The organism is Pseudonocardia sp. DR1-2, from assembly GCF_023717215.1.
GTDB classification, from domain to species: domain Bacteria; phylum Actinomycetota; class Actinomycetes; order Mycobacteriales; family Pseudonocardiaceae; genus Pseudonocardia; species Pseudonocardia alni.
Genome location: NZ_JAMQOF010000009.1, coordinates 38,542 through 63,259 on the forward strand (window position 1 = coordinate 38,542; position 24,718 = coordinate 63,259).

Annotated in this window: 21 protein-coding genes; 5 read left to right on the top strand and 16 right to left on the bottom strand. The window is 72.9% G+C overall.

Annotated elements, in window-relative coordinates; all coding sequences use genetic code 11:
* Positions 1-128 precede the first annotated feature (128 nt).
* Positions 129-875, bottom strand: a complete 747-nt coding sequence (locus tag ND486_RS24070; RefSeq protein WP_251786714.1) for a CPBP family intramembrane glutamic endopeptidase — start codon at positions 873-875, stop codon at positions 129-131.
* A 108-nt stretch (positions 876-983) separates the two neighbouring features.
* Between ND486_RS24070 and ND486_RS24075 the strand changes: the two genes are divergently transcribed.
* Positions 984-1,514 (top strand): TetR/AcrR family transcriptional regulator, encoded by a 531-nt coding sequence (locus ND486_RS24075; RefSeq protein ID WP_251786715.1) that lies wholly within the window; start codon positions 984-986, stop codon positions 1,512-1,514.
* Here the strand turns inward: ND486_RS24075 and ND486_RS24080 are convergent.
* From ND486_RS24080 to ND486_RS24095, 4 genes are all read right to left on the bottom strand, one after another.
* The gene (locus ND486_RS24080) at positions 1,511-2,989 is read right to left on the bottom strand and encodes an amidase (RefSeq protein ID WP_251786791.1); all 1,479 of its coding nucleotides are present in this window, start codon (positions 2,987-2,989) and stop codon (positions 1,511-1,513) included. The two genes, ND486_RS24075 and ND486_RS24080, sit on opposite strands and share 4 nt — an antisense overlap.
* A gap of 28 nt (positions 2,990-3,017) precedes the next feature.
* Positions 3,018-3,848: a hypothetical protein gene (locus tag ND486_RS24085; RefSeq protein WP_251786716.1), complete on the bottom strand. Its 831-nt coding sequence runs from the start codon at positions 3,846-3,848 to the stop codon at positions 3,018-3,020.
* A gap of 113 nt (positions 3,849-3,961) precedes the next feature.
* A complete protein-coding gene (gene htpX / locus ND486_RS24090) occupies positions 3,962-4,822 on the bottom strand; it encodes a zinc metalloprotease HtpX (RefSeq protein WP_073576528.1) in 861 nt (286 codons plus the stop codon).
* Positions 4,823-4,919: 97 nt separating this feature from the next.
* A complete protein-coding gene (locus tag ND486_RS24095; RefSeq protein ID WP_251786717.1) occupies positions 4,920-5,423 on the bottom strand; it encodes a PaaI family thioesterase in 504 nt (167 codons plus the stop codon).
* 37 nt (positions 5,424-5,460) lie between these two features.
* On the opposite strand from ND486_RS24095, the gene ND486_RS24100 reads away from it, so the two are divergent.
* The 3 genes from ND486_RS24100 to ND486_RS24110 all read left to right on the top strand — a co-directional run bounded on the left by ND486_RS24100 (position 5,461) and on the right by ND486_RS24110 (position 9,343).
* A complete protein-coding gene (locus ND486_RS24100; RefSeq protein ID WP_251786718.1) occupies positions 5,461-6,234 on the top strand; it encodes an enoyl-CoA hydratase in 774 nt (257 codons plus the stop codon).
* 125 nt (positions 6,235-6,359) lie between these two features.
* Positions 6,360-8,291: a 2-oxoacid:acceptor oxidoreductase subunit alpha gene (locus ND486_RS24105; RefSeq protein ID WP_062397963.1), complete on the top strand. Its 1,932-nt coding sequence runs from the start codon at positions 6,360-6,362 to the stop codon at positions 8,289-8,291.
* The gene (locus tag ND486_RS24110; protein WP_251786719.1) at positions 8,288-9,343 is read left to right on the top strand and encodes a 2-oxoacid:ferredoxin oxidoreductase subunit beta; all 1,056 of its coding nucleotides are present in this window, start codon (positions 8,288-8,290) and stop codon (positions 9,341-9,343) included. The genes ND486_RS24105 and ND486_RS24110 overlap by 4 nt, the downstream gene beginning before the upstream one ends.
* Before the next feature lie 77 nt (positions 9,344-9,420).
* Here ND486_RS24110 and ND486_RS24115 read toward each other — a convergent pair whose 3' ends face one another.
* Positions 9,421-10,656 (bottom strand): hypothetical protein, encoded by a 1,236-nt coding sequence (locus ND486_RS24115; RefSeq protein ID WP_251786720.1) that lies wholly within the window; start codon positions 10,654-10,656, stop codon positions 9,421-9,423.
* Between the two features lie 143 nt (positions 10,657-10,799).
* Here ND486_RS24115 and rarD point away from each other — a divergent pair, with 143 nt between their 5' ends.
* On the top strand, positions 10,800-11,741 hold the full coding sequence (rarD, locus tag ND486_RS24120; RefSeq protein ID WP_251786721.1) for an EamA family transporter RarD: 942 nt from the start codon (positions 10,800-10,802) through the stop codon (positions 11,739-11,741).
* On the opposite strand, the gene ND486_RS24125 is transcribed toward rarD, so the two are convergent.
* From ND486_RS24125 to nuoF, 10 genes are read right to left on the bottom strand one after another with little or no spacing between them, the layout of a single operon-like run.
* Complete coding sequence (locus ND486_RS24125) at positions 11,717-12,694, bottom strand: polyprenyl synthetase family protein (RefSeq protein WP_062403804.1); 978 nt, start codon at positions 12,692-12,694, stop codon at positions 11,717-11,719. The two genes, rarD and ND486_RS24125, sit on opposite strands and share 25 nt — an antisense overlap.
* 48 nt (positions 12,695-12,742) lie before the next feature.
* Positions 12,743-14,356, bottom strand: coding sequence for an NADH-quinone oxidoreductase subunit NuoN (gene nuoN, locus ND486_RS24130; RefSeq protein ID WP_251786722.1), 1,614 nt, complete (start codon positions 14,354-14,356; stop codon positions 12,743-12,745).
* Positions 14,353-16,008, bottom strand: a complete 1,656-nt coding sequence (locus ND486_RS24135; RefSeq protein WP_208818969.1) for an NADH-quinone oxidoreductase subunit M — start codon at positions 16,006-16,008, stop codon at positions 14,353-14,355. Before ND486_RS24135 ends, nuoN begins: the two co-directional genes overlap by 4 nt.
* Entirely contained in the window at positions 16,005-17,957 is a 1,953-nt protein-coding gene (gene nuoL, locus ND486_RS24140) for an NADH-quinone oxidoreductase subunit L (RefSeq protein ID WP_218622898.1), read from the bottom strand. The genes ND486_RS24135 and nuoL overlap by 4 nt, the downstream gene beginning before the upstream one ends.
* A gap of 7 nt (positions 17,958-17,964) precedes the next feature.
* On the bottom strand, positions 17,965-18,264 hold the full coding sequence (gene nuoK, locus ND486_RS24145; RefSeq protein ID WP_060710483.1) for an NADH-quinone oxidoreductase subunit NuoK: 300 nt from the start codon (positions 18,262-18,264) through the stop codon (positions 17,965-17,967).
* Positions 18,261-19,112: an NADH-quinone oxidoreductase subunit J gene (locus ND486_RS24150; RefSeq protein WP_062397973.1), complete on the bottom strand. Its 852-nt coding sequence runs from the start codon at positions 19,110-19,112 to the stop codon at positions 18,261-18,263. Before ND486_RS24150 ends, nuoK begins: the two co-directional genes overlap by 4 nt.
* Positions 19,109-19,648 carry an NADH-quinone oxidoreductase subunit NuoI gene (nuoI, locus tag ND486_RS24155; protein ID WP_060710481.1) on the bottom strand — a complete coding sequence of 180 codons (540 nt, stop codon included), beginning with the start codon at positions 19,646-19,648 and terminating at the stop codon, positions 19,109-19,111. The genes ND486_RS24150 and nuoI overlap by 4 nt, the downstream gene beginning before the upstream one ends.
* Positions 19,649-20,893 (bottom strand): NADH-quinone oxidoreductase subunit NuoH, encoded by a 1,245-nt coding sequence (gene nuoH, locus ND486_RS24160; RefSeq protein WP_062403806.1) that lies wholly within the window; start codon positions 20,891-20,893, stop codon positions 19,649-19,651. It lies immediately after the preceding gene.
* 35 nt (positions 20,894-20,928) lie between these two features.
* Complete coding sequence (locus tag ND486_RS24165) at positions 20,929-23,370, bottom strand: NADH-quinone oxidoreductase subunit G (protein ID WP_251786723.1); 2,442 nt, start codon at positions 23,368-23,370, stop codon at positions 20,929-20,931.
* Complete coding sequence (gene nuoF, locus ND486_RS24170) at positions 23,367-24,716, bottom strand: NADH-quinone oxidoreductase subunit NuoF (protein ID WP_251786724.1); 1,350 nt, start codon at positions 24,714-24,716, stop codon at positions 23,367-23,369. Before nuoF ends, ND486_RS24165 begins: the two co-directional genes overlap by 4 nt.
* Positions 24,717-24,718 lie beyond the last annotated feature (2 nt).

Consider the following 24,718-nt stretch of genomic DNA (forward strand, 5'->3'; position numbering starts at 1 on the left):
ACGCACATCCCTCGATGCGTCCCGCCGCGGCCTCCCGGGCACACCGGCCCCGGACGGTGACGCGGTCGGACACGGTCCCGGTGCGTGATCCGCGACGCCCGATGTGTCCCGCTGTCACCGGGGGCCGTTCACAGCCCCGAGGCGAGACCCAGGATCACCGTCCCGTGCGTGAGGGTCGCGGCCAGCACGCCGTGCCCGTGCCGCACCCACGCGCACACCAGTCCCTCCGCGGCGGTGAACACGAGGAGCGGCCATCCGAGGTCGGTCACGGTCGTGGCGAGAACGACGTGCCCCACCGCGAAGAGCAGGCCCGACGCGACGACGGCGCGCACCGCGCCGAACGCCGGCGGCCCCACGAGGTGTCCCTGCAGGAGTCCGCGGAAGAGGACCTCCTCCAGGAGGTTGCCCCCGAACGCGAGCACGGCGAGCGCCGGCAGCAGCCCGACCGCCACCGCGCCTCCACGCTGCTCGACGGGGATCGTCCACAGCACGGCGGTCAGCGGCACCAGCAGGACCGCGGCGCCACCGAGCGCGGCGAGCAGCGACCGCGGCCCGAGCCGGCCCCACACGACCAGCCCGCGCAGGTCGCGGGGGCCGTACGCGACGGCGAGCGACGCCGCGACCCCCACCGTCCCCATGCCGAGCAGCACCACCGGGTCCGGGGACAGCCGCAGCCACAGCAGGCCGTGGGGCGCCGGGCCGATCGACCACAGGCCGAGCGGTGTCATCGCGTCCCGGACCAGCACGAACCCGGTCACGAGCAGGACGATCCGCAGCAGCGGGGACGACCGTCCGACCAGGACGAAGGTCGCCCCGACCACGATCAGGCCGGGCAGCAGCCGCAGCGGGTAGTCCACGAGGAAGGTGCTGGTCACCGCTCCAGCGTTCGTGCTGCGATGGGCCGCGACAACTCGCGTTCGCGGGCGGCGCACAGGGGGCGGGGCGTGCGGAGGACACCAGGTCAGGAGCGGTCGCGGGCGACCGTGGAGTTCGTCCTGACCGCCGCTGCTCAGGTTTTCGCGCGGGAGGGGCTCGCCGCGACGACCAACCGCATCGCGGCGCGGGCCGGCGTCGCCGTCGGGTCGCTGTACCAGTACTTCCCGGACAAGCAGGCCCTGCTCGACGAGCTGGTCGCCCGGCACGTCCGGGAGGCCCGGTCCACTCTGGACGCGGTCTGCGCCGAGCTGCGGGCGGACCCGCCGGAGCCGCGCACCGCGCTGCTGTGCATCGCCGACACCGCGGTGGCCCTGCACGCCGACCACCCGCGTCTGCACGCGCTGTTCGCCGCGTTCGCGACCCGCACCCCGCACGGCGTCGCGGTCGTCGAGGCGCTGCGGGAGGACTGCGTCCGGGAGGTCGCGTTCCACCTGTCACGGCGGCCCGGCACGACGGACCCGGACGGACTCGCGCGCACCCTGGTGCACGCCGTCGACGGTCTGCTGCACCACGCCCCGGCCGTGGCCGGGGTGCAGCGGGAACGGGTGCGGGCGCTCGCGCGGCTCGTCGACCCCTAGACCGCGGGCCGCAGGTGCGCCCACGGCCGCGCCCGCTCCAGCTGCGCCGCCAGGGCGAGCAGCAGCGGCTCGGACCCCGGCCGCCCGACGAACTGCACGCCCAGCGGCAGCCCGGACGCCGTCCGGTACAGCGGCACCGACGACGCGGGCCGCCCGGTCAGGTTCGCCAGCTGGGTGTAGGGCACCGGGGCGAAGTTGGCGTCGACCAGGCTCTCGACCAGGCCGAGCCGTCCGAACAGGCCGGACGCGCCGGCCCGCAGCAGCGCCTGCGCGCCGATCCGGGCCGGGGCGGGCAGTGCCAGCTCCCCGATCGGCCACGGCGGCCGGGCCAGGGTCGGGGTGAGGAGCAGGTCGTAGCGCTCGTGGAACGCGGCCAGCGCGCGGGTGTGGTCCTGGCGGCGGGCGAGCGCGGCGAGGTAGTCCGGCGCGGGGGTGGCGCGGCCGATCGCGGCCATCACCCGGGTCTCGGTCTCGAAGGCGTCGTCACCGCAGCCGGTCAGCGCCCGCGCCGACGCCACCTGCGCCGAGATCGTGGAGAACCAGGTGGTGAGGAAGTCGGTGGCCAGCGCCCGGCCGTCGAGGGCGGGGGCGGACTCCTCCACGACGTGACCGAGCGAGGTCAGCAGCTCGGCGGCGTCGGTGGCCGCGGCGACCGCTTCGGGGTCCACGTCGGTGCCCAGCGGCGAGGCGGTGGCCAGCCCGATCCGCAGCGGCGCCGGGTCGTCCCGGACGGCGTCGACGTACGGGCGCTCCGGCGGACGTACGACGTAGGGGCCCTCCGGTTCCGGACCGGCCGTCACGTCGAGCAGGGCCGCGGAGTCCCGCACGGTCCGCGACAGCACACCCTGCACCGCCGCGCCGTGGAAGCCCTCGGCGACGTCCGGCCCGGACGGCGTCACGCCGCGGCCGGGCTTGAGCCCGAACAGCCCGCAGGCGGCGGCCGGGATGCGGATGGAGCCGCCGCCGTCGCTCGCGCCGGCCGCGGGGACGATCCCGGCGGCGACGGCCGCGGCGGACCCGCCGGAGCTGCCGCCGGGAGTGCGGCCGGGGTCCCACGGATTGCGGGTCGGGCCGCCGAGCGCGGGTTCGGTGACGGCGCGGGCACCGAACTCGGGCGTGGCGGTCCGTCCGAACACGACGAGACCGGCCTCGGTCCAGCGCCGGACCACCGTCGAGGTCTCGGGGCGCGGGTGGTCGGCGAGCGGACGGGAGCCGGACGCCGTCGGGACCCCGGCGATGTGCTGGGCGAGGTCCTTCACCAGGAACGGGACGCCCGCGAACGGCCCGGTCAGCGGGCCACGTGCGCGGGAGCGGGCGGCGTCGTCGAGGCGCAGCCGGATGGCGTTGAGGCCCGGCTCGACGGCGTCGGCGCGGGCGACGGCGGCCTCCAGCAGGTCGGCCGCGCTCACCTCACCCGCGGCGACGAGTGCGGCCAGCCCGACGGCGTCGTGGCTGCGGTAGTCGTCCCAGGAGATCCCCACGGCGGGGATACAAGCAGATCGGTCAGGGAGTGGACACCGGGGCGGGCGCGGGCTCCGGCGACGCGTCCGACGTGCCGGTGACCCCGGCGACGACACCGAGGGCCAGGACGACCGCGGCCGCCGCGCCCAGGACGGCGGGCAGTACCGGTCGGGTGCGGGCCGGGAAGTCGGGCAGCCGGAAGCCACCGGAGGTCCGGGCACCGCCGCCCTCGGGCAGCGGCGCCGCGCGGAACGGCTCGGGGAGCCGCTGAACGGCCGGGGCCTGTGCTGCGGGTCCCGACGGGAATCGCGCGGGCGGGCGCTGCACCGCCGGGGGCCGGCCCGCCACGGGCTGCCGGGGCGCCGTCGGTCGGGACGGGTGTCGCGGGGCCGACGCGGCGTACTGCCCGGGGACGTAGACGTCCGGGGCCTGCCGGGACCCGACGTCGACCGGCCGCTCCCGACCGGGACCGGCCGCGTCGCGGGGACGCGGGACGACGGGCAGCGCGGTGGTGGGCGCGTCGTCGGAGGACCCGCCGCCGGGCGCCGTGTCCGGCGCGGCCGCACGAGGGGCACGGGGCTCCGGCTCGGTGTCCGGGGTGGGCGCGACCGGTGTGTCCGTGTCGGCGTCCGGGGCGGAGGGGGCCGGGACGTCCGCATCGGCGGCGGTCGGCGCGACCGGTGCGTCGGCGTCCGAGGACGACCGGGCCGCCGGCAGCGCGACCTGCTCCCCCGGGCCGGTCCCGGTGACCACGTCGTCCCCCGGGCGCGCCGGTGACGGCACCTCGACCGGGCCGCCCCGGAGCGGCACCGACGGCGTCCCACCGGTGTCGGTGAGCGCGTGGCGGGGCTTCTGGGACGGGGTCTCGCTCATGGGTCCTCTTCCGCAGGGGGAGCTCTGCTCTGGGAGTTCCATCGCTCGCGGCACCCCGAACCGTTACGGAACAGCGACCCGGGGACACGCAACCACCCCCCGGAACGGTCCGCTCAGCGGCGGGCCATCTGCTGGAGCCGCGCGATCCGGTCCTCGATCGGCGGGTGGGTGGAGAACCACCTCGCCATCTTCTCGCCGGGCCGGAACGGGTTGGCGATCATCAGGTGCGACTGCGCGGTGAGCCGCGGGTCCGGGGGCAGCGGAGCGGCCGCGGTGCCGTACTTGAGCTTGTGCAGCGCCGAGGCCAGGCCCAGCGGGTCACCGGTGAGCTCGGCGCCCGACGCGTCGGCCTGGTACTCACGGGACCGGCTGACGGCCATCTGCACGACGCCGGCCGCGATCGGCCCCAGCATCGCGACCAGGATGATCGCGATCGGGTTCGGGCGGTCCTCGTCGCCGCCGCCGAAGATCGAGGCGAACATCGCGAAGTTCGCGAGGAACGACACCGCCGAGGCGAGCGCACCGGCGATCGAGGAGATCAGGATGTCGCGGTTGTAGACGTGGCTGAGCTCGTGGCCGATGACGGCGCGCAGCTCGCGCTCGTCGAGCAGGTGCAGCAGACCGGTGGTCACGCAGACCGCGGCGTGCCGCGGGTTGCGGCCCGTGGCGAACGCGTTCGGCGCGTCGGTCGGGCTGATGTGCAGCGACGGCATGGGCTGGCGGGCCCGCTGGCTCAGCTCGCGGACGATCCGGAACAGCTGCGGGTACTCGGCCTCGGTGATCGGCTGGGCGTGCATGGACCGCAGCGCCGTCTTCGCCGAGTTGAAGTAGGCCCACCCGTTCACCGCGAACGCGATGACGAGCGCGATGACCAGTCCGCCGCGCCCGCCCAGGACCCCGCCGATCGCGAGGATCAGGGCGCTCATCGCGCCGAGGAGGACGGCCGTCTTCAGACCGTTCATGTGGCTGTGCACGCCGGGGTCGCCTTTCCGTGCGGTCCTGCGGGGGTCACCCGGGTCAACGGACGAACCGGGCGCCGCGTTCCCGGGTGTGACCCGCCCCGGCCGCGGCTCAGCGCGCGTGCCGCTCCCGGAAGCGGGTGCCCTCGGGGGCGTGGCGGCGGAAGTGGTCGAGCGTGACGCCGAGGAAGAGCGCCGTCGCCGACACCGCGACGGTGCCGTCCGGGGCGTCGAGCCTGCCCGTGCCGCGGACCCACAGCTTGCGCCCGTCGACCGACTCGATCACCGCGTCGAGGTGCAGCGTCGTGCCGAGCGGCACCGGCGCCCGGTAGCGGGTGGTCAGCTCCGCGGTCACGTAGTGGCCGTCGAGGTGGTGCTGGAGCGCGCCGAACAGCTCGTCCATCGCCGCGGCCAGCACCCCGCCGTGCACCAGCCCGGGCGCGCCCTCGTGCGCGTCGGCGACGACGACCGCCCCCGTCACCCGGGCCCGCCCGTCGGAGTCGGGGCCGGGATCGGCGAAGCGCATCCGCAGCCCGCCGGGGCCATCGCCGCAGGCGAAGCAGCCGGCGTGGTGGCGGGGCAGCTCGGCCCGCCCGGTCACCTGTGCACCCGTCACGTGCGGGAGGCTAACCCGGCGTGGAAGAGTCGGGCCCATGAGCGACGGCGATGTCACGACAGAGGTCCGCACCGAGGTCACCGACGGTGTCGCGGTGCTCACCGTGTCCAACCCGGCACGACGCAACGCGCTGAACCTGGACCTCTCGCAGAAGCTCGTCGCCGCCGTCGAGGCCGCGAACGCCGACGACTCGGTCGGTGCGATCGTCGTCACCGGGCAGGCACCCGCCTTCTGCGCGGGCGGTGACCTCGCGGAGCTGCAGGAGGCCGACCCGGCCACGCTCAAGCGCGTCTACTCCGGATTCCTCGCCATCGCCTCGTCCCCGCTGCCGACCCTGGCCGCGGTCAACGGCGCCGCCGTCGGCGCCGGGATCAACCTGGCCCTGGCCTGCGACGTCCGGCTGGCCGGCCCGACCGCGAGGTTCGACGTCCGCTTCATGCAGCTGGGCCTGCACCCCGGCGGCGGCTACACGTGGATGGCCCAGCGCGCCCTCGGCGCCCAGGGCACCGCGGCGATGACCCTGTTCGGCGACGTCCTCGACGCCCGCGAGGCCGAGCGCGTCGGCCTGGCCTGGCGCGCCTACGACAGCGACGAGGACCTGATGGCAGGCGCCCACGAGCTCGCGGGCCGGGCGGCCGCCGCACCGCGGGACCTGATCGTCACCACCAAGGCGACGATGCGGATCACCTCCCGGCTCACCGCGCACGCCGACGCGACCGACGTCGAGGTCCGCGCGCAGGCCGAGACGGTGCACTCCGAGGCGTTCGCGGAGCGCGTCGCGGCGCTGCAGAAGAAGATCAGCAAGAAGTGACACGCGACACGAACGTAATCCGGGTTATGTGACGTGCCCCCGGGTCTCCGGACAGGGGGCCGAACCGGGAGTTAACCTCGATGTATCGAGGGACAATTCGACGCCGAACTGGGGACCATCAGCCCATGACGACCAGCGACACTCCCGTCGAGGCACGCGACTCCGAGGTCGTGCAGCGCGACCGGGTGGTCATCCGGTTCGCCGGCGACTCCGGTGACGGCATGCAGCTGACGGGTGACCGTTTCACCTCCGAGACCGCGAACTTCGGCAACGACCTGTCGACGCTGCCGAACTTCCCCGCGGAGATCCGGGCGCCTGCCGGGACCCTGCCGGGGGTGTCGTCGTTCCAGCTGCACTTCGCGAACTACGACATCCTGACCCCCGGTGACCGTCCGGACGTGCTGGTCGCGATGAACCCGGCGGCGCTGAAGGCCAACATCGGCGACCTGCCCCAGGGCGGGGTGCTGATCGTCAACACCGACGAGTTCACGAAGCGGAACCTGACCAAGGTCGGCTACGCGGCGAACCCGCTGGAGGACGGCTCGCTCGAGCCCTACGCGGTGCACGGGGTCGCGATGGCGACCCTGACCCGCGGGGCGCTGGAGGAGACGGGGCTGTCGAAGAAGGACGCCGAGCGGGCGAAGAACATGTTCGCCCTGGGTCTGCTGTCCTGGATGTACCACCGCCCCTCGGAGTCGACCGAGCGGTTCCTGCGGGAGAAGTTCGCGAAGAAGCCCGACATCGCCGAGGCCAACATCCTGGCGTTCCGCGCGGGGCACGCCTACGGGGAGACGACCGAGGCGTTCGCGGTGACCTACGAGGTCGCGCCGGCCCGCCTGGCGCCGGGGACCTACCGGCAGATCACCGGGAACGTCGCCCTGGCCTACGGGCTCATCGCCGCGGGGCGGACGACGAGCCTGCCGGTGTTCCTGGGGACCTACCCGATCACCCCGGCCTCGGACATCCTCCACGAGCTGTCCAAGCACAAGGCCTTCGGCGTGACCACGTTCCAGGCCGAGGACGAGATCTCCGGTGTCGGCGCCGCCCTCGGCGCAGCCTTCGGCGGGGCACTCGGCGTGACCACCACGTCGGGGCCGGGGATCGCGCTCAAGGCCGAGACCGTCGGCCTGGCCGTCGCCCTGGAACTGCCGCTGCTGGTCATCGACGTGCAGCGGGGTGGGCCCTCGACGGGGTTGCCGACCAAGACCGAGCAGGCCGATCTGCTCCAGGCCCTGCACGGGCGCAACGGGGAGGCGCCGCTGCCGGTGATCGCCCCCTGCACGCCGGGGGACTGCTTCATCGCCGCGGTCGAGGCCGCCGCGATCGCGGTGAAGTACCGCACCCCGGTCATGCTGCTGTCGGACGGGGCCCTGGCCAACGGTTCCGAGCCGTGGAAGATCCCCGACGTCGAGTCGTTGCCGACGGTGGACCCGGGGTTCGCGACCGAACCCAACGCCCCCGACGGGTCCGGGGAGTTCTGGCCGTACCTGCGTGACCCCGAGACCCTGGCCCGGCCGTGGGCGATCCCGGGCACCGCCGGGCTGGAGCACCGGGTCGGTGGGCTGGAGAAGGCCGACGGGCGCGGCTCGATCTCCTACGACCCCGACAACCACGACCGCATGGTCCGGCTGCGCCAGGCCAAGATCGACGGCATCGACGTCCCCGACCTCGTGGTCGACGACCCCGACGGCGACGCGGACTTCCTCGTCATCGGCTGGGGCTCGACCTACGGCCCGATCAACGCCGCGGCGCGGCGCGTGCGCAAGCTGGGCCACTCGGTCGCCACGGTGCACCTGCGCAACCTCAACCCGATGCCGGCCAACCTCGGCGAGATCCTGGGCGGCTACCGCACGGTGCTCTGCCCCGAGATGAACCTCGGTCAGCTCGCCATGCTGCTGCGCGCCGAGCACCTGGTCGACGTCAAGAGCTACACCAAGGTCGCCGGGCTCCCGTTCGGCGCCGAGGAGCTCCAGGACGTGTTCCTGGACTACCTCACCGGCAAGCACCCGGAGTCGGCGTCCGACATCGCCAACGAGACCACTGGAGCGCAGGCATGACCGCCACCGACCTGGGCCTGCCGTCCATCGGCGGCCTCGACGGCGTCCCGACCACGGACGCGAAGCAGACCGCGAAGGACTACACCTCCGACCAGGAGGTCCGCTGGTGCCCCGGCTGCGGCGACTACGCCGTCCTCGCCGCCGTCCGCCAGTTCCTCCCCACCCTGGGGATCAAGCGCGAGAACACCGTCTTCGTCTCCGGCATCGGCTGCAGCTCGCGGTTCCCGTACTACCTCAACACCTACGGGATGCACTCCATCCACGGCCGCGCCCCGACCATCGCGACCGGTCTCGCGACCAGCCGCGAGGACCTCAGCGTCTGGGTCGTGACCGGCGACGGCGACGCGCTCTCCATCGGCGGCAACCACCTGATCCACGCGCTGCGCCGGAACGTCAACATCAAGATCCTGCTGTTCAACAACCGGATCTACGGGCTGACCAAGGGCCAGTACTCCCCGACCTCCGAGGTCGGGAAGGTCACCAAGTCCACCCCGATGGGATCGCTGGACCACCCGTTCAACCCGATCTCGCTGGCCCTCGGGGCCGAGGCGAGCTTCGTCGGACGGGCCCTGGACTCCGACCGCAAGAGCCTCACCGCCGTGCTCCAGGCCGCCGCCGAGCACCGCGGCTCCGCCCTGGTCGAGATCTTCCAGGACTGCCCCATCTTCAACGACGGCAGCTTCGACGTGCTCCGCAAGGGCGACACCGACAACCGGCTCATCCCCGTCGTCCACGGTGAGCCGATCGTCTTCGGCGCCGAGGGCTCGCACGCCGTCGTGCAGGACGGGTTCAAGCTCAAGGTCGTCGAGACCGCCTCGGTGGACGCCTCGCAGATCGTCGTGCACGACGCCGCCGACCACGAGCTGGCCTTCGCCCTGTCCCGGCTCTCGGACCAGGACCTCACCCACACCGTCACCGGGATCTTCCGCAACACCGACCGCACCACCTACGACGACGCCGCCCGCGCCCAGGTGCAGGCGGCGCGCGACGCCAAGCCCGACGCGGACCTGCAGGCCCTGCTCAACGGCCGCGACACCTGGACCATCGTCTAGGTCCCGGCCCGTGACACACCGCGGCCCCGGTACTCCTCGGAGTACCGGGGCCGTCGTGTGTCCGGAGGCGGTGGGTCTCAGCGGGCCCCGGGGCGTTCGTGCCAGGCGATGAACCCGGCCGCCCGTGCGGCGCCCTCCGCGGTGAAGTACAGGTCCGCGCGGGTGCGGACGTAGTACGGCGACTCGGGCGGATGGAACCGCCGCGAACCGCTGTGCACCTTCACCCGGTGCGTCTCGGGCGGGTCGCCGCCGTCGGTGGGGGCGAGCACCGAGTCCGGGTACGGGCCGGGCCGCACACCCGGGGGCAGCGGCGCGGACGCCGCGGACGGGCCGATGATCATGGAGTCGAGCGCCGCCAGCGCCGAGCCGCCGGCGCCCTGTCGCGGCCGCGACGGGATCGGCAGCGGTGCGGGCGGGCCGTCGTCGGCCGGCGCGGGGCCCGGCTCGGGCAACGGGGCCGGTTCGACGTCGTCGCGCAGGGCGTGGCGGCCGGCCGGCTCGTCGTCCTCGGCCGATCCCTCCGGCGACGCCGGGTCGCTCTCGGGGCGCGGGAGAGGAACCGCGGGGGCCGTGGCGGCGTCCGCGGTCGTCGCGGCGTCCGCGGTCGTGGCGGCGCTGCCCGGCTCGCCCGGGACCGGGACGGAGCCGGCCGCGCCGTCATCCGCCGGACCGTCGTGGACCGCACCGTCCGGGGCTGCGCCGTCGCGCGACTCACCGTCCGGGGCTGCGCCGTCGTGGGACCCACCGTCCGGGGACAGGGCAGCGACGCCGTCGGTCGTGGGTCTGTCGTCGCCACCCGGGCCGGTCCCGCCCGTCGTGACGCCGTCCCCGTCGGCTCCGTCTCCGGCGGCACCGCGATCCGACACATCGGGACCGGACGGGTCCGGGGCCGTCGCCGTGGCTCCGGGCGCGACGTCCGGCGGCCGGGTCCCGGGCGCCGGGTCGTCCTCCGTCCCGCCGGACAGCCCGTGCCCGGCCGGCGCATCGCTGGTCCCGGTGGGCCCGCCCGCCGTCGCCCCGGGGCCGGACCACTCCTCCGCACCGTCCGCCGAGGAGGGCGACGGTGCGACGTCCGGCGACGGCGTGTGCGCCCCGGCCGCCGCGGCGGACGGGTCGACCACCCCCGCGGTGTCGAACAGCCCCACGGTCCCCGGGTCGCGCCCCGGGCCCGGCCCGTCGGGCACCTCCGCCGTGTCGGGCGTCCCCGTGGCCTCCGGACCGTCCTCGACGGTCCCCCCGCGGCGACGGGACACCAGTACCCCTGCCACCACCAGGACCACGAGCACCACCGGCAGTACCCACATCCAGCCCATGCCGGACCTCCGTCCGCCCGGGACCGTCCCGGACCGCTGTCGCCGTGCTTGGTATCACGGATCGTGCCCGCCCCGCCGTCGTCTCGCGCGGGAGCACACCCGTACCGGATCATCGTGCCCGTGACCGACCACCCGAAGCGACCATGACCACCGCTCGTTCCCCCGAACGAACCACACCCGAACGGAGCGAGCGGAACCCCGCCGGGCTCACCGCGGGCGTCGGCGCGTACGTCCTGTGGGGCCTGTTCCCGGCGTTCTGGCCGCTGCTGGACCCCGCGGCGCCGCTGGAGGTGCTCGCCCACCGCGTGCTGTGGACCGCGGTGCTGATGTCGCTGGTGCTGACCGTGCTGCGCGGCTGGGGCGACGTGCGCCGGCTCGGTGTGCGGGGATGGCTCGCGACGGCCGCCGCCGCGGTCTTCATCGCGGTGAACTGGGGTCTGTTCATCTGGGGCGTGTCGGTGGGGCTGGTCGTCGAGTCCGCGCTCGGCTACTACATGACCCCGCTGGTCGGGGTGCTGTTCGGCGTCCTCGTCCTGCGGGAGCGGCCGCGGCCCGCGCAGTGGGTGGCGCTGGGTCTGGCGGCGACGGCCGTCGTCGTCATCGCCGTCGGGAACGGCACGGTGCCGTGGCTGTCGATGGCGCTGGCCTGCTCGTTCGGGATCTACGGAGTGTTCAAGGCGACCGCGCCGCTGCCCGCCGCGGCCGGGCTGACCGCGGAGGGCCTCGTTCTCGTCGTGCCGGCCGCGGTGTTCCTGGTCGTCGTGGAACTCTCCGGCGGCGGCACGTTCACCGGGCACGGCCCGTGGCACCTGCTGCTGATGCTGTCCGCGGGCCCGGCGACGGCGCTCCCGCTGCTGCTCTACGGCTCCGCGGCGCGCCGGCTGCCGCTCACGACCCTCGGGGTGCTGCTCTACATCAACCCCACGCTGCAGTTCCTGTGGGGCGTGCTGGTGGTCGGGCAGACGATGGCCCCGGCCCGCTGGGCCGGGTTCGCCCTCGTCTGGCTGGCGCTGGTGGTCTTCACCGTCGACCTGCTGCGACGGCGACGCCCACCGGCCCCTCAGCCCACCCGCTCCACCGTGTAGTCGGTCAGCGTCCGCAGCGCCTCGATCGCCGGGCACGGCGGCAGCACCGCCAGCTCGGCGCGGGCCCGGTCCGCGTACCCGGCGACGGTCTCGCGGGCCTTGACCAGCGCGTCACCGGAGCGGAGCAGCTCCAGCGCCTCGGCCACCTCGTCGTCGTCGCTGATCGGGGCGGCCAGCAGCTGACGCAGCCTGCGCGCGTCGGCGGAGTCGTCGCCGTCGCGCAGGGCGTAGAGCATCGGCAGGGTGTGCACGCCCTCGCGCAGGTCGGTGCCGGGCGTCTTGCCCGAGTCGTCCGACGGCGACGCGATGTCGATGATGTCGTCGGAGATCTGGAACGCCGCTCCGATGACCTCGCCGAAGGTCCGCAGCGCCTCGACGTGCTCGGCGGGTGCGCCGGAGAACATGCCGCCGTAGCGGCCCGAGGTCGCGATGAGCGACCCGGTCTTCTCCGCGACGACCCGCAGGTAGTGCTGCACCGGGTCGTCGGACGCCTTGGGGCCGCGGGTCTCGCGCATCTGACCGGTCACGAGCAGCGCGAACGTCTCGGCGATGATCCGCACCGCGTCCGGCCCCAGGTCGGCGACCAGCCGCGACGCGTGCGCGAACAGGAAGTCCCCGGTCAGGATCGCGATCGAGTTGTCCCAGCGCGAGTTCGCGGACTCCGCGCCCCGCCGCATGGACGCCTCGTCCATCACGTCGTCGTGGTACAGCGTCGCCAGGTGGATCAGCTCCACCACGGCGGCCGCCGTGATCACCTCGTCGCGTTCGGGATGCGGCCCCACCTGCGCCGCGAGCAGCGTGAACAGCGGACGGAACCGCTTGCCCCCCGCGTCGATCAGGTGCAACGAGGTCTCGGTGACGAACTCGTAGTCGCTGTGCACCTCGCGGTGCAGCAGGTCCTCGACCCGCTTGAGCCCGTCAGCGGTGGCCTCGGCCAGGACCGGATCGGCCATCCGGATCCCGGCCACACTCTGTGTCTCCACCCCCACAGCCTACGAACGTCAGCCCGAGAACGCGCCGCTGGCGGCCCATTCGAGGACGGGTGTGGGAAGAATCCCGAGAACGAGGGTCGCCAGCGTGCCCAGGGTGATGGCCACGGTGGTGAACGCCCCGGGCACGACGACGGCCGGACCGTCCTCGGCGGGCTCGGAGAAGTACATGAGCACCACGATGCGCAGGTAGAAGAACGCGGCCACCGCGGACGCGACCAGCGCGATCACCACCAGCGGCACCATGCCGTCCGCCGACGCCGCCGAGAACACCGCGAACTTGGCGGTGAACCCGCTGGTCAGCGGGATGCCGGCGAGCGCGAGCAGCAGGAACGTCATGATCCCGGCGACGAGCGGCGACCGCTTCGCCAGGCCCGCCCAGGCCGCCAGGTCCGAGGCCTCGCCGTCACCGGTGCGGACCAGCGAGATGATCCCGAAGACCGCGATCGTCGTGAAGCCGTAGGCCAGCAGGTAGAACATGAGCCCGGACGTGCCCTGCGGGGTCAGCGCCATCGCGCCGAGCAGGATGAACCCGGCGTGCGCGATCGAGGAGTAGGCGATCATGCGCTTCACGTCGGTCTGGGTGAGCCCCAGCACCGCGCCGACGACCATCGAGACGACCGCGACCACCCACAGCACGCCGCGCCACTCCCAGACGGTGCTGCCGAAGCCGACGTAGAGCACCCGGGCGATCGCGCCGAACGCGGCGACCTTCGTGCAGGCCGCCATGAACGCCGTGACCGGCGTCGGGGCGCCCTGGTAGACGTCCGGGGTCCAGGTGTGGAACGGGGCGACCGAGCCCTTGAACAGCAGCCCCACCAGCAGCAGCGCCAGGCCCGCGAACAGCAGCGTGTCCGACGCCAGGGTGCCCGCGGCGGCCTGGGAGATGGCCGAGAGCCGCACCGAGCCCGCGTAGCCGTAGAGCAGCGCGATGCCGTAGAGGAAGAACGCCGAGCCGAACGCGCCGAGCAGGAAGTACTTGACCGCGGACTCCTGCGACAGCAGCCGGCGGCGCCGCGCCAGCCCGCACATCAGGTACAGCGGCAGCGACAGGACCTCGAGCGCGATGAACATCGTCAGCAGGTCGTTCGCCGCGACGAACGCCATCATGCCGCCGAGCGCGAACAGCACGAACGGGAACGGCTCGGTCTGCATCGTCGGTGTCTCGTCGGGCGCCCCGTAGGAGCGGTCGACGTGCTCGCCGCCGGCCGGGGTGGCCGGGCCGCCGCCGGCTCGGACCGCGGCCCGCTCGGCGGCCGAGGCGACGAACACCCCGCCCGGCTCCACCGACCGGTCCGCGATCAGCAGCAGGCTGGGGATCGCGAGGACGATCAGGGTGCCCCACAGGAACAGCGACGGCGCGTCCACCGACAGCGCGGTGCCGAAGGTCAGCACCGCCGCCGGGGACCCGAGCGCGTACCCGGCCAGCGCGACGAGCGCCGCGACCAGGGTCAGCCCGGTCAGCACGACCTGGACGGGCCAGCGCTGGTGCCGCGGGAGGAACGCCTCCAGCAGCACCGACACGCAGGCACCCGCGAACACGATCCACAGCGGCGCGGTGGCCGCCCAGTCGACCGCGGGCATCTCGATCGGAGCCACCTGGGCGGGGAGAACCAACGAGCTCATCGAGCGATCCCTCCAGCGACGACCGGGTCGGGCAGGCCGAGCTCGGTCATCGTCGCCGTCACCGACGGGTTGATCAGGTCGAGCACCGGGCCCGGGTAGAAGCCGAGCACCACGATCGCGACGATCAGCGGCACGAGCACGCCGATCTCACGACCCGTGAGGTCGGGGAAGCCGGTGCCCTTGCGCTGCGCGGCGACCGCCGGGTCGATCATCGACCCCGGGCCGCCCGCGCCGCCGCGCTCCAGCGCCGCCATGACCGCGGTGCCGCGCACCGGGCCCTGCATCGTGCGCTGGTAGAACCACAGCACGTAGAGCGCGGCGAAGATGATGCCGATCGTCGCGATCACGGTGAACACCGGCCGGTTCGGGAACGAGCCGACCAGCACCAGGAACTCCGAGACGAACGAGTTCGTGCCGGGCAGCGCCAGCGAGCTCATCCCGGCCAGCAGCAGGCAGCCCGCCATCACCGGGGCGAGCTTCGCGACGCCGCCGTAGTCGGCGATCAGGCGCGAGCCGCCGCGGCTGATCAGCACGCCGACCATGACGAACAGCATGCCGGTCGAGAGACCGTGGTTGACCATGTAGAGCGTCGCGCCGGCGAAGGCCTGCGAGGAGAACGCGAACACCCCGAGCGCGATGAAGCCGAAGTGCGCCACCGAGGTGTAGGCGACGAACCGGCCCATGTCGGTCTGGGCGACCGCGAGCAGTGCGGCGTAGACGATCCCGGCGACGGCGAGCACCAGCACCAGTGGCGCCAGGGTCTGCGACGCCTGCGGGAACAGCGGCAGCAGGTAGCGCAGGAAGCCGTAGGTACCGACCTTGTCCAGCACGCCGACCAGCAGCACCGCGCCGACGATCGGGGCCTCGGCACCGGCGTCGGGCAGCCAGGTGTGGAACGGCACGAGCGGCGCCTTGATCGCGAACGCGACGAAGAAGCCGAGGAACAGCCAGATCTGGGTCGACTCCGGCACGCTCGACGCCATCGCCTGCAGGTCGGCCCAGGTGAACGTGCCCTGGCCCAGCTGCTGCTCGCTGACCACGAACAGCCCGATCAGCGACGCCAGCATGATGAGGCCGCCGAGCAGCGAGTACAGGAAGAACTTGACCGCCGCGTACTGCCGGCGCGGCCCGCCGAAGCGGCCGATCAGGAAGTACATCGGGACCAGCATGGCCTCGAAGAACACGTAGAACAGGAAGACGTCGGTGGCGGCGAAGACGCCGACCAGCGTCGCCTGGGTCGCCAGCAGCAGCGCGAAGTACCCGGCGGCCGAGCGGCCCTCGGGCAGCTTCTCCGCCCACGCGAACAGCATCAGACCGGGCACCAGGAACGCGGTGAGCCCGATCAGCGCCAGCGCGATGCCGTCGACGCCGAACGCGATGTGGGTACCGAACGCGGGGATCCAGGACATCGAGAACTCGAGCTGGAACCGGGCGCCGGCCTGCGCCGCGGGGATGGAGTAGAGCGCCCACGCGACGACGACGAGCACCAGCTCCAGCAGCGCCGTCGCCATCGCGACCGCCTTCGCGAGCCCGGTGTTGGCGCGCAGCGGGTACATGACCAGCGCGCCGACGACCGGCACCAGCAGCAGGACGATCAGGAACGGGTTGCCCCCGGAGCCGGGGACGATGGGAGCCGTGTCCAGGGGGGTCATGAGACGAACCTCACCGCCAGCATCGCGGCGACGACGATGACCGCCCCGCCGAGCATCGAGAGTGCGTAGGACCGGACGAAGCCGGTCTGGAGCCGGCGCAGGCGGCTGGAACCGCCGCCGAACGCCGACGCGGTGCCGTTGACGGCCCCGTCGATCCCGCGGTCGTCGAACCAGGCGAGCGCCCGTGTGAGGACGATGCCGGGCCGCTCGATGAACGCCTCGTTGAAGGCGTTCGCGCCGAGGTCGGCACGGGCCGCGGCGACGACCGGCGACACCCGCTGCGGGCGCTCCACCGGCACCGGGGAGCGGCCGACGAACAGGTAGCCCGCCAGCACGCCGAGCAGCGAGACGCCGACGACCAGCCACGGGATCACCGCGTGCGGCAGGGCGCCGCCCTCGAGCTCGAGGCGCTCCCCCACGACCGGGGCGAGCCACTCCGGGATCATCCCGTAGAGCACGCCGCCGCCGAAGACGGAGCCGACGGCCAGCACGATCATCGGGACGGTCATCGTCGCCGGGGACTCGTGCGGGTGGTAGTCGCGGCCGTCGGTGGACTGCACCGTGCGCCACCGCTCCGCACCGAAGAACGTCATGATCATCAGGCGGGTCATGTAGAAGGCGGTCAGACCGGCCGCGAGCGTCGCGAGCCCGCCGAACACCCAGCCCTGCCAGCCCTCCTGGGCGAACGCGGCCTCGATGATCGCGTCCTTGGAGAAGTAGCCGGACAGGAACGGGAAGCCGATCAGCGCGAGATAGCCGAGGCCGAAGGTCACGAAGGTGACCGGCATCTTCCGCCACAGGCCGCCGAAGCGGCGCATGTCGACGTCGTCGTTCATGGCGTGCATGACCGAACCGGCGCCGAGGAAGAGCCCGGCCTTGAAGAAGCCGTGCGTCAGCAGGTGCAGGATGCCCAGCGCGTAGCCGGCCGGCCCGAGCCCGACGGCGAGGATCATGTAGCCGATCTGGCTGACCGTGGAGTAGGCCAGGACCTTCTTGATGTCGTCGTAGGCGCAGCCGATGATCGCGCCGATCATCAGCGTGACGACACCGATGAGCGCGACGACCAGCCGTCCGGTCTCGGACAGGTTGTAGATCGGCGACGCCCGGGCGATGAGGTAGACGCCCGCGGTGACCATCGTGGCCGCGTGGATCAGGGCCGAGACCGGGGTCGGGCCCTCCATCGCGTCCGGGAGCCAGGACTGCAGGGGGAACTGGCCGGACTTGCCGCAGGCGCCGAGCAGGAGCAGCAGCGTGATCGCGAGGACCGTGCCGCCGCCGACCTCGCCGATGCGGGCGAAGACCTCGGTGTACTGCAGGGTCCCGAGCTCCAGCCAGAGCAGGAAGATCGCGATCGCCAGGCCGACGTCGCCGACCCGGTTCATCAGGAACGCCTTCTTCGCCGCCGTCGCCGCGGAGGGCCGGTCCTGGTAGAAGCCGATCAGCAGGTACGACGCCAGACCGACGCCCTCCCAGCCGAGGTAGAGCATCACGAAGTTGTTGCCGAGGACCAGCACCAGCATCGCGGCGACGAACAGGTTCAGCTGCGCGAAGAACCGCCGCCGGTTCGGGTCGTGGCTCATGTAGCCCACCGAGTAGAGGTGGATGAGCGCCCCGACCCCGGTGATCAGCAGTACGAACGTCAGCGACAGCGTGTCGATCCGGAGCCCGAAGTCGACCTCCAGCGCGCCGGAGGACATCCAGGACCACAGCGACTGCTCGCGCAGCCGCTCGTCGGCGGGGAGACCGAGGGTCTGCAGGAATATCGTCACACCGACGACGAACGCGCCGACGACGGTCGCGACGCCGAGCCAGTGGCCCCAGGCGTCGGCCCGCCGTCCGGCGAGGAAGAGCACGAGTGCACCGGCCGCGGGGAGCGCGATCAGCAACCAGGCCAGCGAGGCGGCGCCGGTCGCCTGAGGGGCGGCCTGTGCGAGAAGGACGGTCACCAGCGCGCTCCTAGTACTTCAAGAGGTTCGCGTCGTCCACCGACGACGACTGGCGGGTGCGGAAGATGGCCGTGATGATCGCGAGCCCGACGACGACCTCACAGGCCGCGACGACCATCACGAACAGGGCCATCACCTGGCCGTCGAGGTTGCCGTTGATGCGCGAGAACGTGACCAGGGTCAGGTTCACCGCGTTCAGCATGAGCTCGATGCACATGAACACGACCACGGCGTTGCGCCGCACCAGGACGCCGACGGCGCCGATGGTGAACAGCAGCGCCGAGAGCAGCAGGTAGTACTCGGGCCTCATCGGTGCTCCCCGGTGTCGGCGGCCTCACCGGAGGCGGCGGTCCGGTCGGGTGCGGGGCGGCCGGTCAGCGCGTGCGCGTCCGGGGTCGTCGTGTCCGGCACGTCGACCGCGACCGACTCGATGATCTCCGACAGCGACTCCGGGGCGATCGAGCCGTCGGGCAGGATCGCCGGGACCGCGACGGAGTTCGCCGTCGCGTAGACGCCGGGGCCGGGCAGCGGGGAGATGCGGGCGTGCTCGCCGCGCAGCCGCTTCAGCACCGTCGCGCGCTGGCCGATCTTGGTGTGCTGGCTGCTCTGCGAGCCGGACAGCACCATCGCGCCGAGCGCGGCGACCATCAGCAGGGCCGCGGTCAGCTCGAACGCCAGCAGGTAGTCGGTGAAGATCAGCCGGCCGAGGCCGGGGACGTTGCCGTTCCACCCGAGCCCGCCCTGCGCCAGCCCCGCGGGGGTGACGCTGGTCAGGCCGCGGGCCAGCCCGCCGACCAGGAGCGCGGCCAGCGCCACGCCGAACACCAGCGCCGCGGCCCGCTGCCCGCGCAGGACCTCGATCACCGAGTCCTTGGAGTCCCGTCCGACCAGCATGAGGACGAACAGGAACAGCATCATCACGGCGCCGGTGTAGACGATGATCTGCACGAACCCGAGGAACGGGGCGGACTGCACCAGGTACAGCACCGCGATCGAGAACATCGTCAGGACCAGCAGCAGCGCGGCGTGCACCGCGTGCCGGGCGAAGACCAGGCCGAGCGCACCGGCCAGCGCCACCGGTCCGAGGATCCAGAACGCGACCGCCTCGCCGGTGCTCACCTCCCCGGCCGCCTGGGCCAGGACCGCGGCCGTGGTCATCGGGCCTGCTCCTTGGTCTGGTCCTGGGCGGACACCTTCGCGAGCGTCGGGCCGGAGACGTAGTAGTCCTGCTCGTCGTCGCCCAGGCGCATCGGGTGCGGCGGCTGCTCCATGCCCGGCAGCAGCGGGGCCATCAGCTGCTCCTTGGTGTAGATGAGGTCCTGCCGGTTGTCGTCGGCCAGCTCGTAGAAGTTCGTCATCGTGAGCGAGCGCGTCGGGCAGGCCTCGATGCACAGGCCGCAGCCGATGCACCGCAGGTAGTTGATCTGGTAGATCGCGCCGTAGCGCTCACCGGGCGAGTACCGCGCCTCCTCGGTGTTGTCCCCGCCCTCGACGTAGATGGCGTCGGCCGGGCAGGCCCAGGCGCACAGCTCGCAGCCGACGCACTTCTCCAGCCCGTCCGGGTGCCGGTTGAGCTGGTGGCGCCCGTGGTAGCGCGGCGCGGCGGGCGGGAAGTCCTCGGGGTACTCCTCGGTGACGACCTTCTTGAACATCGTCGAGAAGGTGACGCCGAATCCCTTGAAGAAGTCGAACATCTAGCGCGCGTCCTTTCCGGCCGTGACGGCCTTCCGACGCTTCGGGGGTGAGTCGGGGACCACCAGGTCCAGCGGCGGCACCGGATAGTCCGACGCCGGTTCGACCGGTGGCGCCTCGGTCTGCCGGTCGGGCAGCAGGAACGCCACCGCGAGCACGACGGCGAGCGCGAAGCCGATCAGCGACAGCAGCAGCACGTAGTTGTCCGAGCCGGTGTTGACGAACGCCCGGATGCCGAAGATCGCGACGATCCAGACCAGCATGACCGGGACCAGGACCTTCCAGCCCAGCTTCATGAACTGGTCGTAGCGGAACCGCGGCAGCGTCCCGCGCAGCCAGATGAACACGAACAGGAACAGCAGCACCTTGATGATGAAGGCGACGAACTGCATCCAGCCGTACTCGTTGAGGAAGCTCAGCGGCCACGGCCACATGCCGCCGCCGAGGAACAGCGTCACCGCCATCGCCGAGACGGTCACCATGTTCACGTACTCGGCGAGGAAGAACAGCGCGAACTTCAGCGACGAGTACTCGGTGTGGAACCCGCCGACCAGCTCCGACTCGGCCTCGGGGAGGTCGAACGGCGCCCGGTTGGTCTCGCCGACCATCGCGATCACGAAGACCACGAAGCTCGGCAGCAGGAGCCAGAAGTACCAGCCCGACGCCTGCGCCCCGACGATCGTCGCGGTGGACAGCGAGCCGGAGTAGAGGACGACGCCGACGACGGCCAGGCCCAGCGCGATCTCGTAGGAGATGACCTGGGCGGCCGAGCGCAGCGCCCCGAGCAGCGAGTACGGCGAGCCCGAGGCCCAGCCGCCGAGCACGATGCCGTAGACGCCGATCGAGGAGCAGGCCAGCACGACGAGCACGCCGACCGGGACGTCGACGAGCTGGAGCACCGTCTGCTCGCCGAAGATCGTGACCTCGCCGCCGAACGGGATGACGGAGAAGGCGACGAACGCCGGGATCGTCGAGATGACCGGGGCGATGAAGTAGACCTTCTTGTCGGCCATCGCCGGCATGATGTCTTCCTTGAACGCCAGCTTCAGACCGTCGGCGAGGCTCTGCAGCCAGCCGCCGGGGCCGGTCCGGTTCGGGCCCGGACGGTGCTGCATCCGGCCGACGACCTTGCGCTCCCAGTTGATCATGAACAGGGTCAGTACGACGCCGAGCGCGAACAGCCCGACGACCTTGATCAGGATCAGCCAGATCGGGTCGTCGGCGAGCAGCGCCTGGGTGTGCGTCAGCTGGTCCACCGGGGCGGGCGGGACCTGGGACAGGTTCACGACGCGCTTCCGTTCCCGGCCGGACCGACCGTCACGAGGTCACCGTGGCCCACCCCGAGCGTGGGGCGGACGTGCGAGCCGGGCGAGCAGGTCGGCAGCCAGACGACGCCGTCGGGCAGGTCGGTCAGTGCGACCGGCAGGGTGATCGCCCCGCGGTCGGTGCGGACCGTCGCCTCGGCGCCCTCGACCAGCGCGAGCCGCTCCGCGGTGGCCGCGTTGACCTTGACGTAGGGCCGCCGCGCCGTGCCGGCGAGCGCGGGCTCGTCGATCTGGAGGCTGCCGTCGTCGATCATCTGGCGCGAGGTGGCGAGGACCGCCTGGCCGTAACCGGGACGCCGGGCCTGGCCCGCCGTGTGGTCCGGTGCGACGCCGCCGGCGCGGCGCGAGCCGAGCCGCTCCAGCTCCCCGGCCGCGGCGGCCGGGGTCTGGGTGAACAGGTCCGCGTCCATCTCGACGCCGAGGGTGTCGAGCACCCGGCAGTCCGGGAGCACGCCGGTCGCATCGAGCGCGACGCCGAACTCGCGGCGGCGCCCCTCCCAGTTCACGTAGGCGCCGGAGCGCTGGGCGTCCGGGGCGACCGGGAGGACGACGTCGGCGAGCTCGGTGACCGCCGAGGTGTGGATCTCCAGACTGACCAGGAACCCGACCTCGCGCAGCGCGGTGATCGCGGCCGTCGGGTCGGCCATGTCCTGCGGGTCGACCCCGCCCACCACCAGGGCCGCGAGCGCCCCGCTCGCCGCGGCGGCGAGGATCGCGTCGCCGTCGCGGCCAGGGGTGGCCGGCACGGGGGCGCCCCAGACCTGCTCCAGCTCGGCGCGGGCGGCGGCGTCGGTGACGAGCCGGCCGCCGGGCAGCAGGGTGGGCAGCGCGCCCGCCTCGACCGCACCGCGGTCCCCGGCCCGGCGCGGCAGCCAGCCGATCGCCGCACCGGTGCGGGCGGCGAGCGCGGACACCGCCGAGTACAGGCCCGGCGACTCCGCGGCCCGGTCCCCGACGAGGATCACCGCGCCCGGCTGCTCCAGCGCGGCGACGACGTCGGCGCCCGGGTCGGCGACGACCGCGGCCTCCGCGCCGGGCACCGCGTGCAGCACGGTGGCGCCGGTCTTCTCGGCGCCGTAGCTGGTGAACGGGCCGACCTGGAAGTGGCGCAGCCCGCGCTTCCGGTACGCCTTGCGCAGGCGCAGGAAGACGATGCCCGACTCCTCCTCGGGGTCGGTGCCGACGGTGAGCACCGCGGGGGCGTTCTCGACCGCCGTGAAGGTCACCGAGTCCTGAGGAGTACCCCCGGCGACGTGCGCGGCGAGGAACTCCAGCTCCTCGCCCGAGTGCGGGCGGGCGCGGAAGTCGATGTCGTTGGTGCCGGCGACGACGCGGGCGAACTTGGCGTAGGCGTAGGCGTCCTCGACGGTCAGCCGTCCCCCGGGCAGGACGCCGATGCCGCCGGCCGCGCGGGCCGCGAGCAACCCCTCCGCGGCGACGGCGAGCGCCTCGGTCCAGGAGGCCTCCTCCAGCGTGCCGTCCGCGCGCCGGACCAGCGGCCGGGTGATGCGGCCCTGGCTACCGGTGTAGCGGAAGGCGAACCGGCCCTTGTCGCAGAGCCACTCCTCGTTGACCTCCGGGTCGTTGCCCGCCAGCCGGCGCAGCACGGTCCCGCGACGGGAGTCGGTGCGCGAGGCGCAGCCGGAGCTGCAGTGCTCGCACACGCCCGGGGTCGAGCGCAGGTCGAACGGGCGCGACCGGAACCGGTACGCGGCGCTGGTGAGCGCCCCGACCGGGCAGATCTGGATCGTGTTGCCGGAGAAGTAGGACTGGAACGGCTGGTCCTCGGCGACGCCGATCTGCTGCTTCGCCCCGCGCTCGAGCAGGTCGATGAACGGGTCGCCGGCGATCTCCTCGGAGAACCGGGTGCAGCGCTGGCAGAGCACGCAGCGCTCGCGGTCGAGCAGCACCTGGCTCGAGATCGGCAGCGGCTTCGGGAAGGTCCGCTTGGTCTCGACGAAGCGGGAGTCCGACCGGCCGTGCGCCATCGCCTGGTTCTGCAGCGGGCACTCGCCGCCCTTGTCGCAGATCGGGCAGTCCAGCGGGTGGTTGATGAGCAGCAGCTCCATCACACCCTGCTGCGCCTTGTCGGCCCGCTCGGAGGTGTGCTGGGTCTTCACCACCATCCCGTCGGCGACGGTCATGGTGCAGCTGGCCTGCGGCTTCGGCATCGGCCGGCCGCCCATCTCCACCTCGACCAGGCACTGGCGGCAGGCGCCGGCCGGGTCGAGGAGCGGGTGGTCGCAGAACCGCGGGATCACGATGCCGAGGCGCTCGCAGGTGCGGATCAGCAGCTCGCCCTTGGGGGCGTCGACGACCTGGCCGTCGATGGTGAGACGGACGTGGCCCTCGGGGACGGGTGTCTCCTCGGTGGCGTTCCGCTCCGGTGTGAGGGTCATGCGCTCGCTCCGGTCAGTGCGGCCAGCTGCTCGGGACGGTCGACGTCCGGCTGGTCGGCGATCAGGTCCAGGAACTCCTGTCGGAAGTACTTCACCGCGCTGGTGATGGGCGAGGTGGCGCCGTCGCCGAGGGCGCAGAAGGAGCGGCCGAGGATGTTGTCGCAGACGTCGAGCAGGGTGTCGATGTCGGTCGAGGTGCCCTCGCCGCGCACCATCCGCTGCAGCACCTGGACCAGCCAGTACGTGCCCTCGCGGCACGGGGTGCACTTGCCGCAGCTCTCGTGCTTGTAGAACTCGGTCCACTTCATGACCGCCCACGGCACCGAGACGGTCTCGTTGAAGACCTGCACCGCGGTCGTCCCCAGCATGGAGCCGGCCTCGGCCGCGCCCTCGAAGTCCAGGGGGACGTCGAGGTGCTCGGCGGTGAACAGGGGTGTCGACGAGCCGCCCGGGGTCCAGAACTTCAGCGGGACCCCGTCCTTCATCCCGCCGGCGAGCTCCAGGAGCTCCCGCAGCGTGATGCCCAGCGGCGCCTCGTACTGGCCGGGACGCTCGACGTGCCCGGAGACCGAGTAGATCTTCGGGCCGGGCGACTTCTCGCGCCCCATCGAGCGGAACCAGGCCGCCCCGCCGTTGACGATGGCGGGGACGCTGGCGATGGTCTCGACGTTGTTGACGACGGTCGGGCAGGCGTAGAGCCCGGCGGTCGCCGGGAACGGCGGCTTGAGCCGGGGCTGACCGCGACGGCCCTCGAGCGAGTCGAGCAGCGCCGTCTCCTCGCCGCAGATGTAGGCACCCGCACCGGCGTGCACCACGATCTCCAGGTCGAACCCGGAGCCGAGGATGTCGCGGCCGAGGTAGCCCTTCGCCTTCGCCTCGCGGACGGCGGCGCGCAGCCTGCGGATGCAGTGCAGCGCCTCGCCGCGGACGTAGATCGCGCAGAAGTTGGCGCGGATCGCGTAGCTGGTGACGATGCAGCCCTCGATGAGCGCGTGCGGGTCGGCCATCATCGTCGGGATGTCCTTGCAGGTACCCGGCTCGCCCTCGTCGGCGTTGATGACCAGGTACTTCGGCTTCGCACCGGGGCCCGTGCCGCTGCCGTCGTCCTGCGGGATGAACCCCCACTTCATGCCGGTGGGGAACCCGGCACCACCGCGGCCGCGCAGCCCGGAGTCCTTCACCAGCTGGATGAGCTGGTCGGGGTGGGCGGCGAACGCGGTACGCAGGGAGGTGTAGCCCTCGAGCTGCTCGTAGGTGTCGATCGACCAGGACCGCGGCGACAGCCAGCGCCTGGTCAGGACGGGCGTGATCGGGTCCGGCTTGCGCACAGGCTCTGTGGTGCTCATGC

What these genes read in the sequence shown, in the direction of transcription:
- ND486_RS24085 (WP_251786716.1), bottom strand. Translation starts at nt 3,848, where the DNA reads ATGAGCGAGACCCCGTCCCAGAAGCCCCGCCACGCGCTCACCGACACC.
- ND486_RS24100 (WP_251786718.1), top strand. Translation starts at nt 5,461, where the DNA reads ATGAGCGACGGCGATGTCACGACAGAGGTCCGCACCGAGGTCACCGAC.
- ND486_RS24105 (WP_062397963.1), top strand. Translation starts at nt 6,360, where the DNA reads ATGACGACCAGCGACACTCCCGTCGAGGCACGCGACTCCGAGGTCGTG.
- ND486_RS24110 (WP_251786719.1), top strand. Translation starts at nt 8,288, where the DNA reads ATGACCGCCACCGACCTGGGCCTGCCGTCCATCGGCGGCCTCGACGGC.
- ND486_RS24115 (WP_251786720.1), bottom strand. Translation starts at nt 10,656, where the DNA reads ATGGGCTGGATGTGGGTACTGCCGGTGGTGCTCGTGGTCCTGGTGGTG.
- rarD (WP_251786721.1), top strand. Translation starts at nt 10,800, where the DNA reads ATGACCACCGCTCGTTCCCCCGAACGAACCACACCCGAACGGAGCGAG.
- ND486_RS24125 (WP_062403804.1), bottom strand. Translation starts at nt 12,694, where the DNA reads ATGGCCGATCCGGTCCTGGCCGAGGCCACCGCTGACGGGCTCAAGCGG.
- nuoN (WP_251786722.1), bottom strand. Translation starts at nt 14,356, where the DNA reads ATGAGCTCGTTGGTTCTCCCCGCCCAGGTGGCTCCGATCGAGATGCCC.
- ND486_RS24135 (WP_208818969.1), bottom strand. Translation starts at nt 16,008, where the DNA reads ATGACCCCCCTGGACACGGCTCCCATCGTCCCCGGCTCCGGGGGCAAC.
- nuoK (WP_060710483.1), bottom strand. Translation starts at nt 18,264, where the DNA reads ATGAGGCCCGAGTACTACCTGCTGCTCTCGGCGCTGCTGTTCACCATC.
- ND486_RS24150 (WP_062397973.1), bottom strand. Translation starts at nt 19,112, where the DNA reads ATGACCACGGCCGCGGTCCTGGCCCAGGCGGCCGGGGAGGTGAGCACC.
- nuoI (WP_060710481.1), bottom strand. Translation starts at nt 19,648, where the DNA reads ATGTTCGACTTCTTCAAGGGATTCGGCGTCACCTTCTCGACGATGTTC.
- ND486_RS24165 (WP_251786723.1), bottom strand. Translation starts at nt 23,370, where the DNA reads ATGACCCTCACACCGGAGCGGAACGCCACCGAGGAGACACCCGTCCCC.
- nuoF (WP_251786724.1), bottom strand. Translation starts at nt 24,716, where the DNA reads ATGAGCACCACAGAGCCTGTGCGCAAGCCGGACCCGATCACGCCCGTC.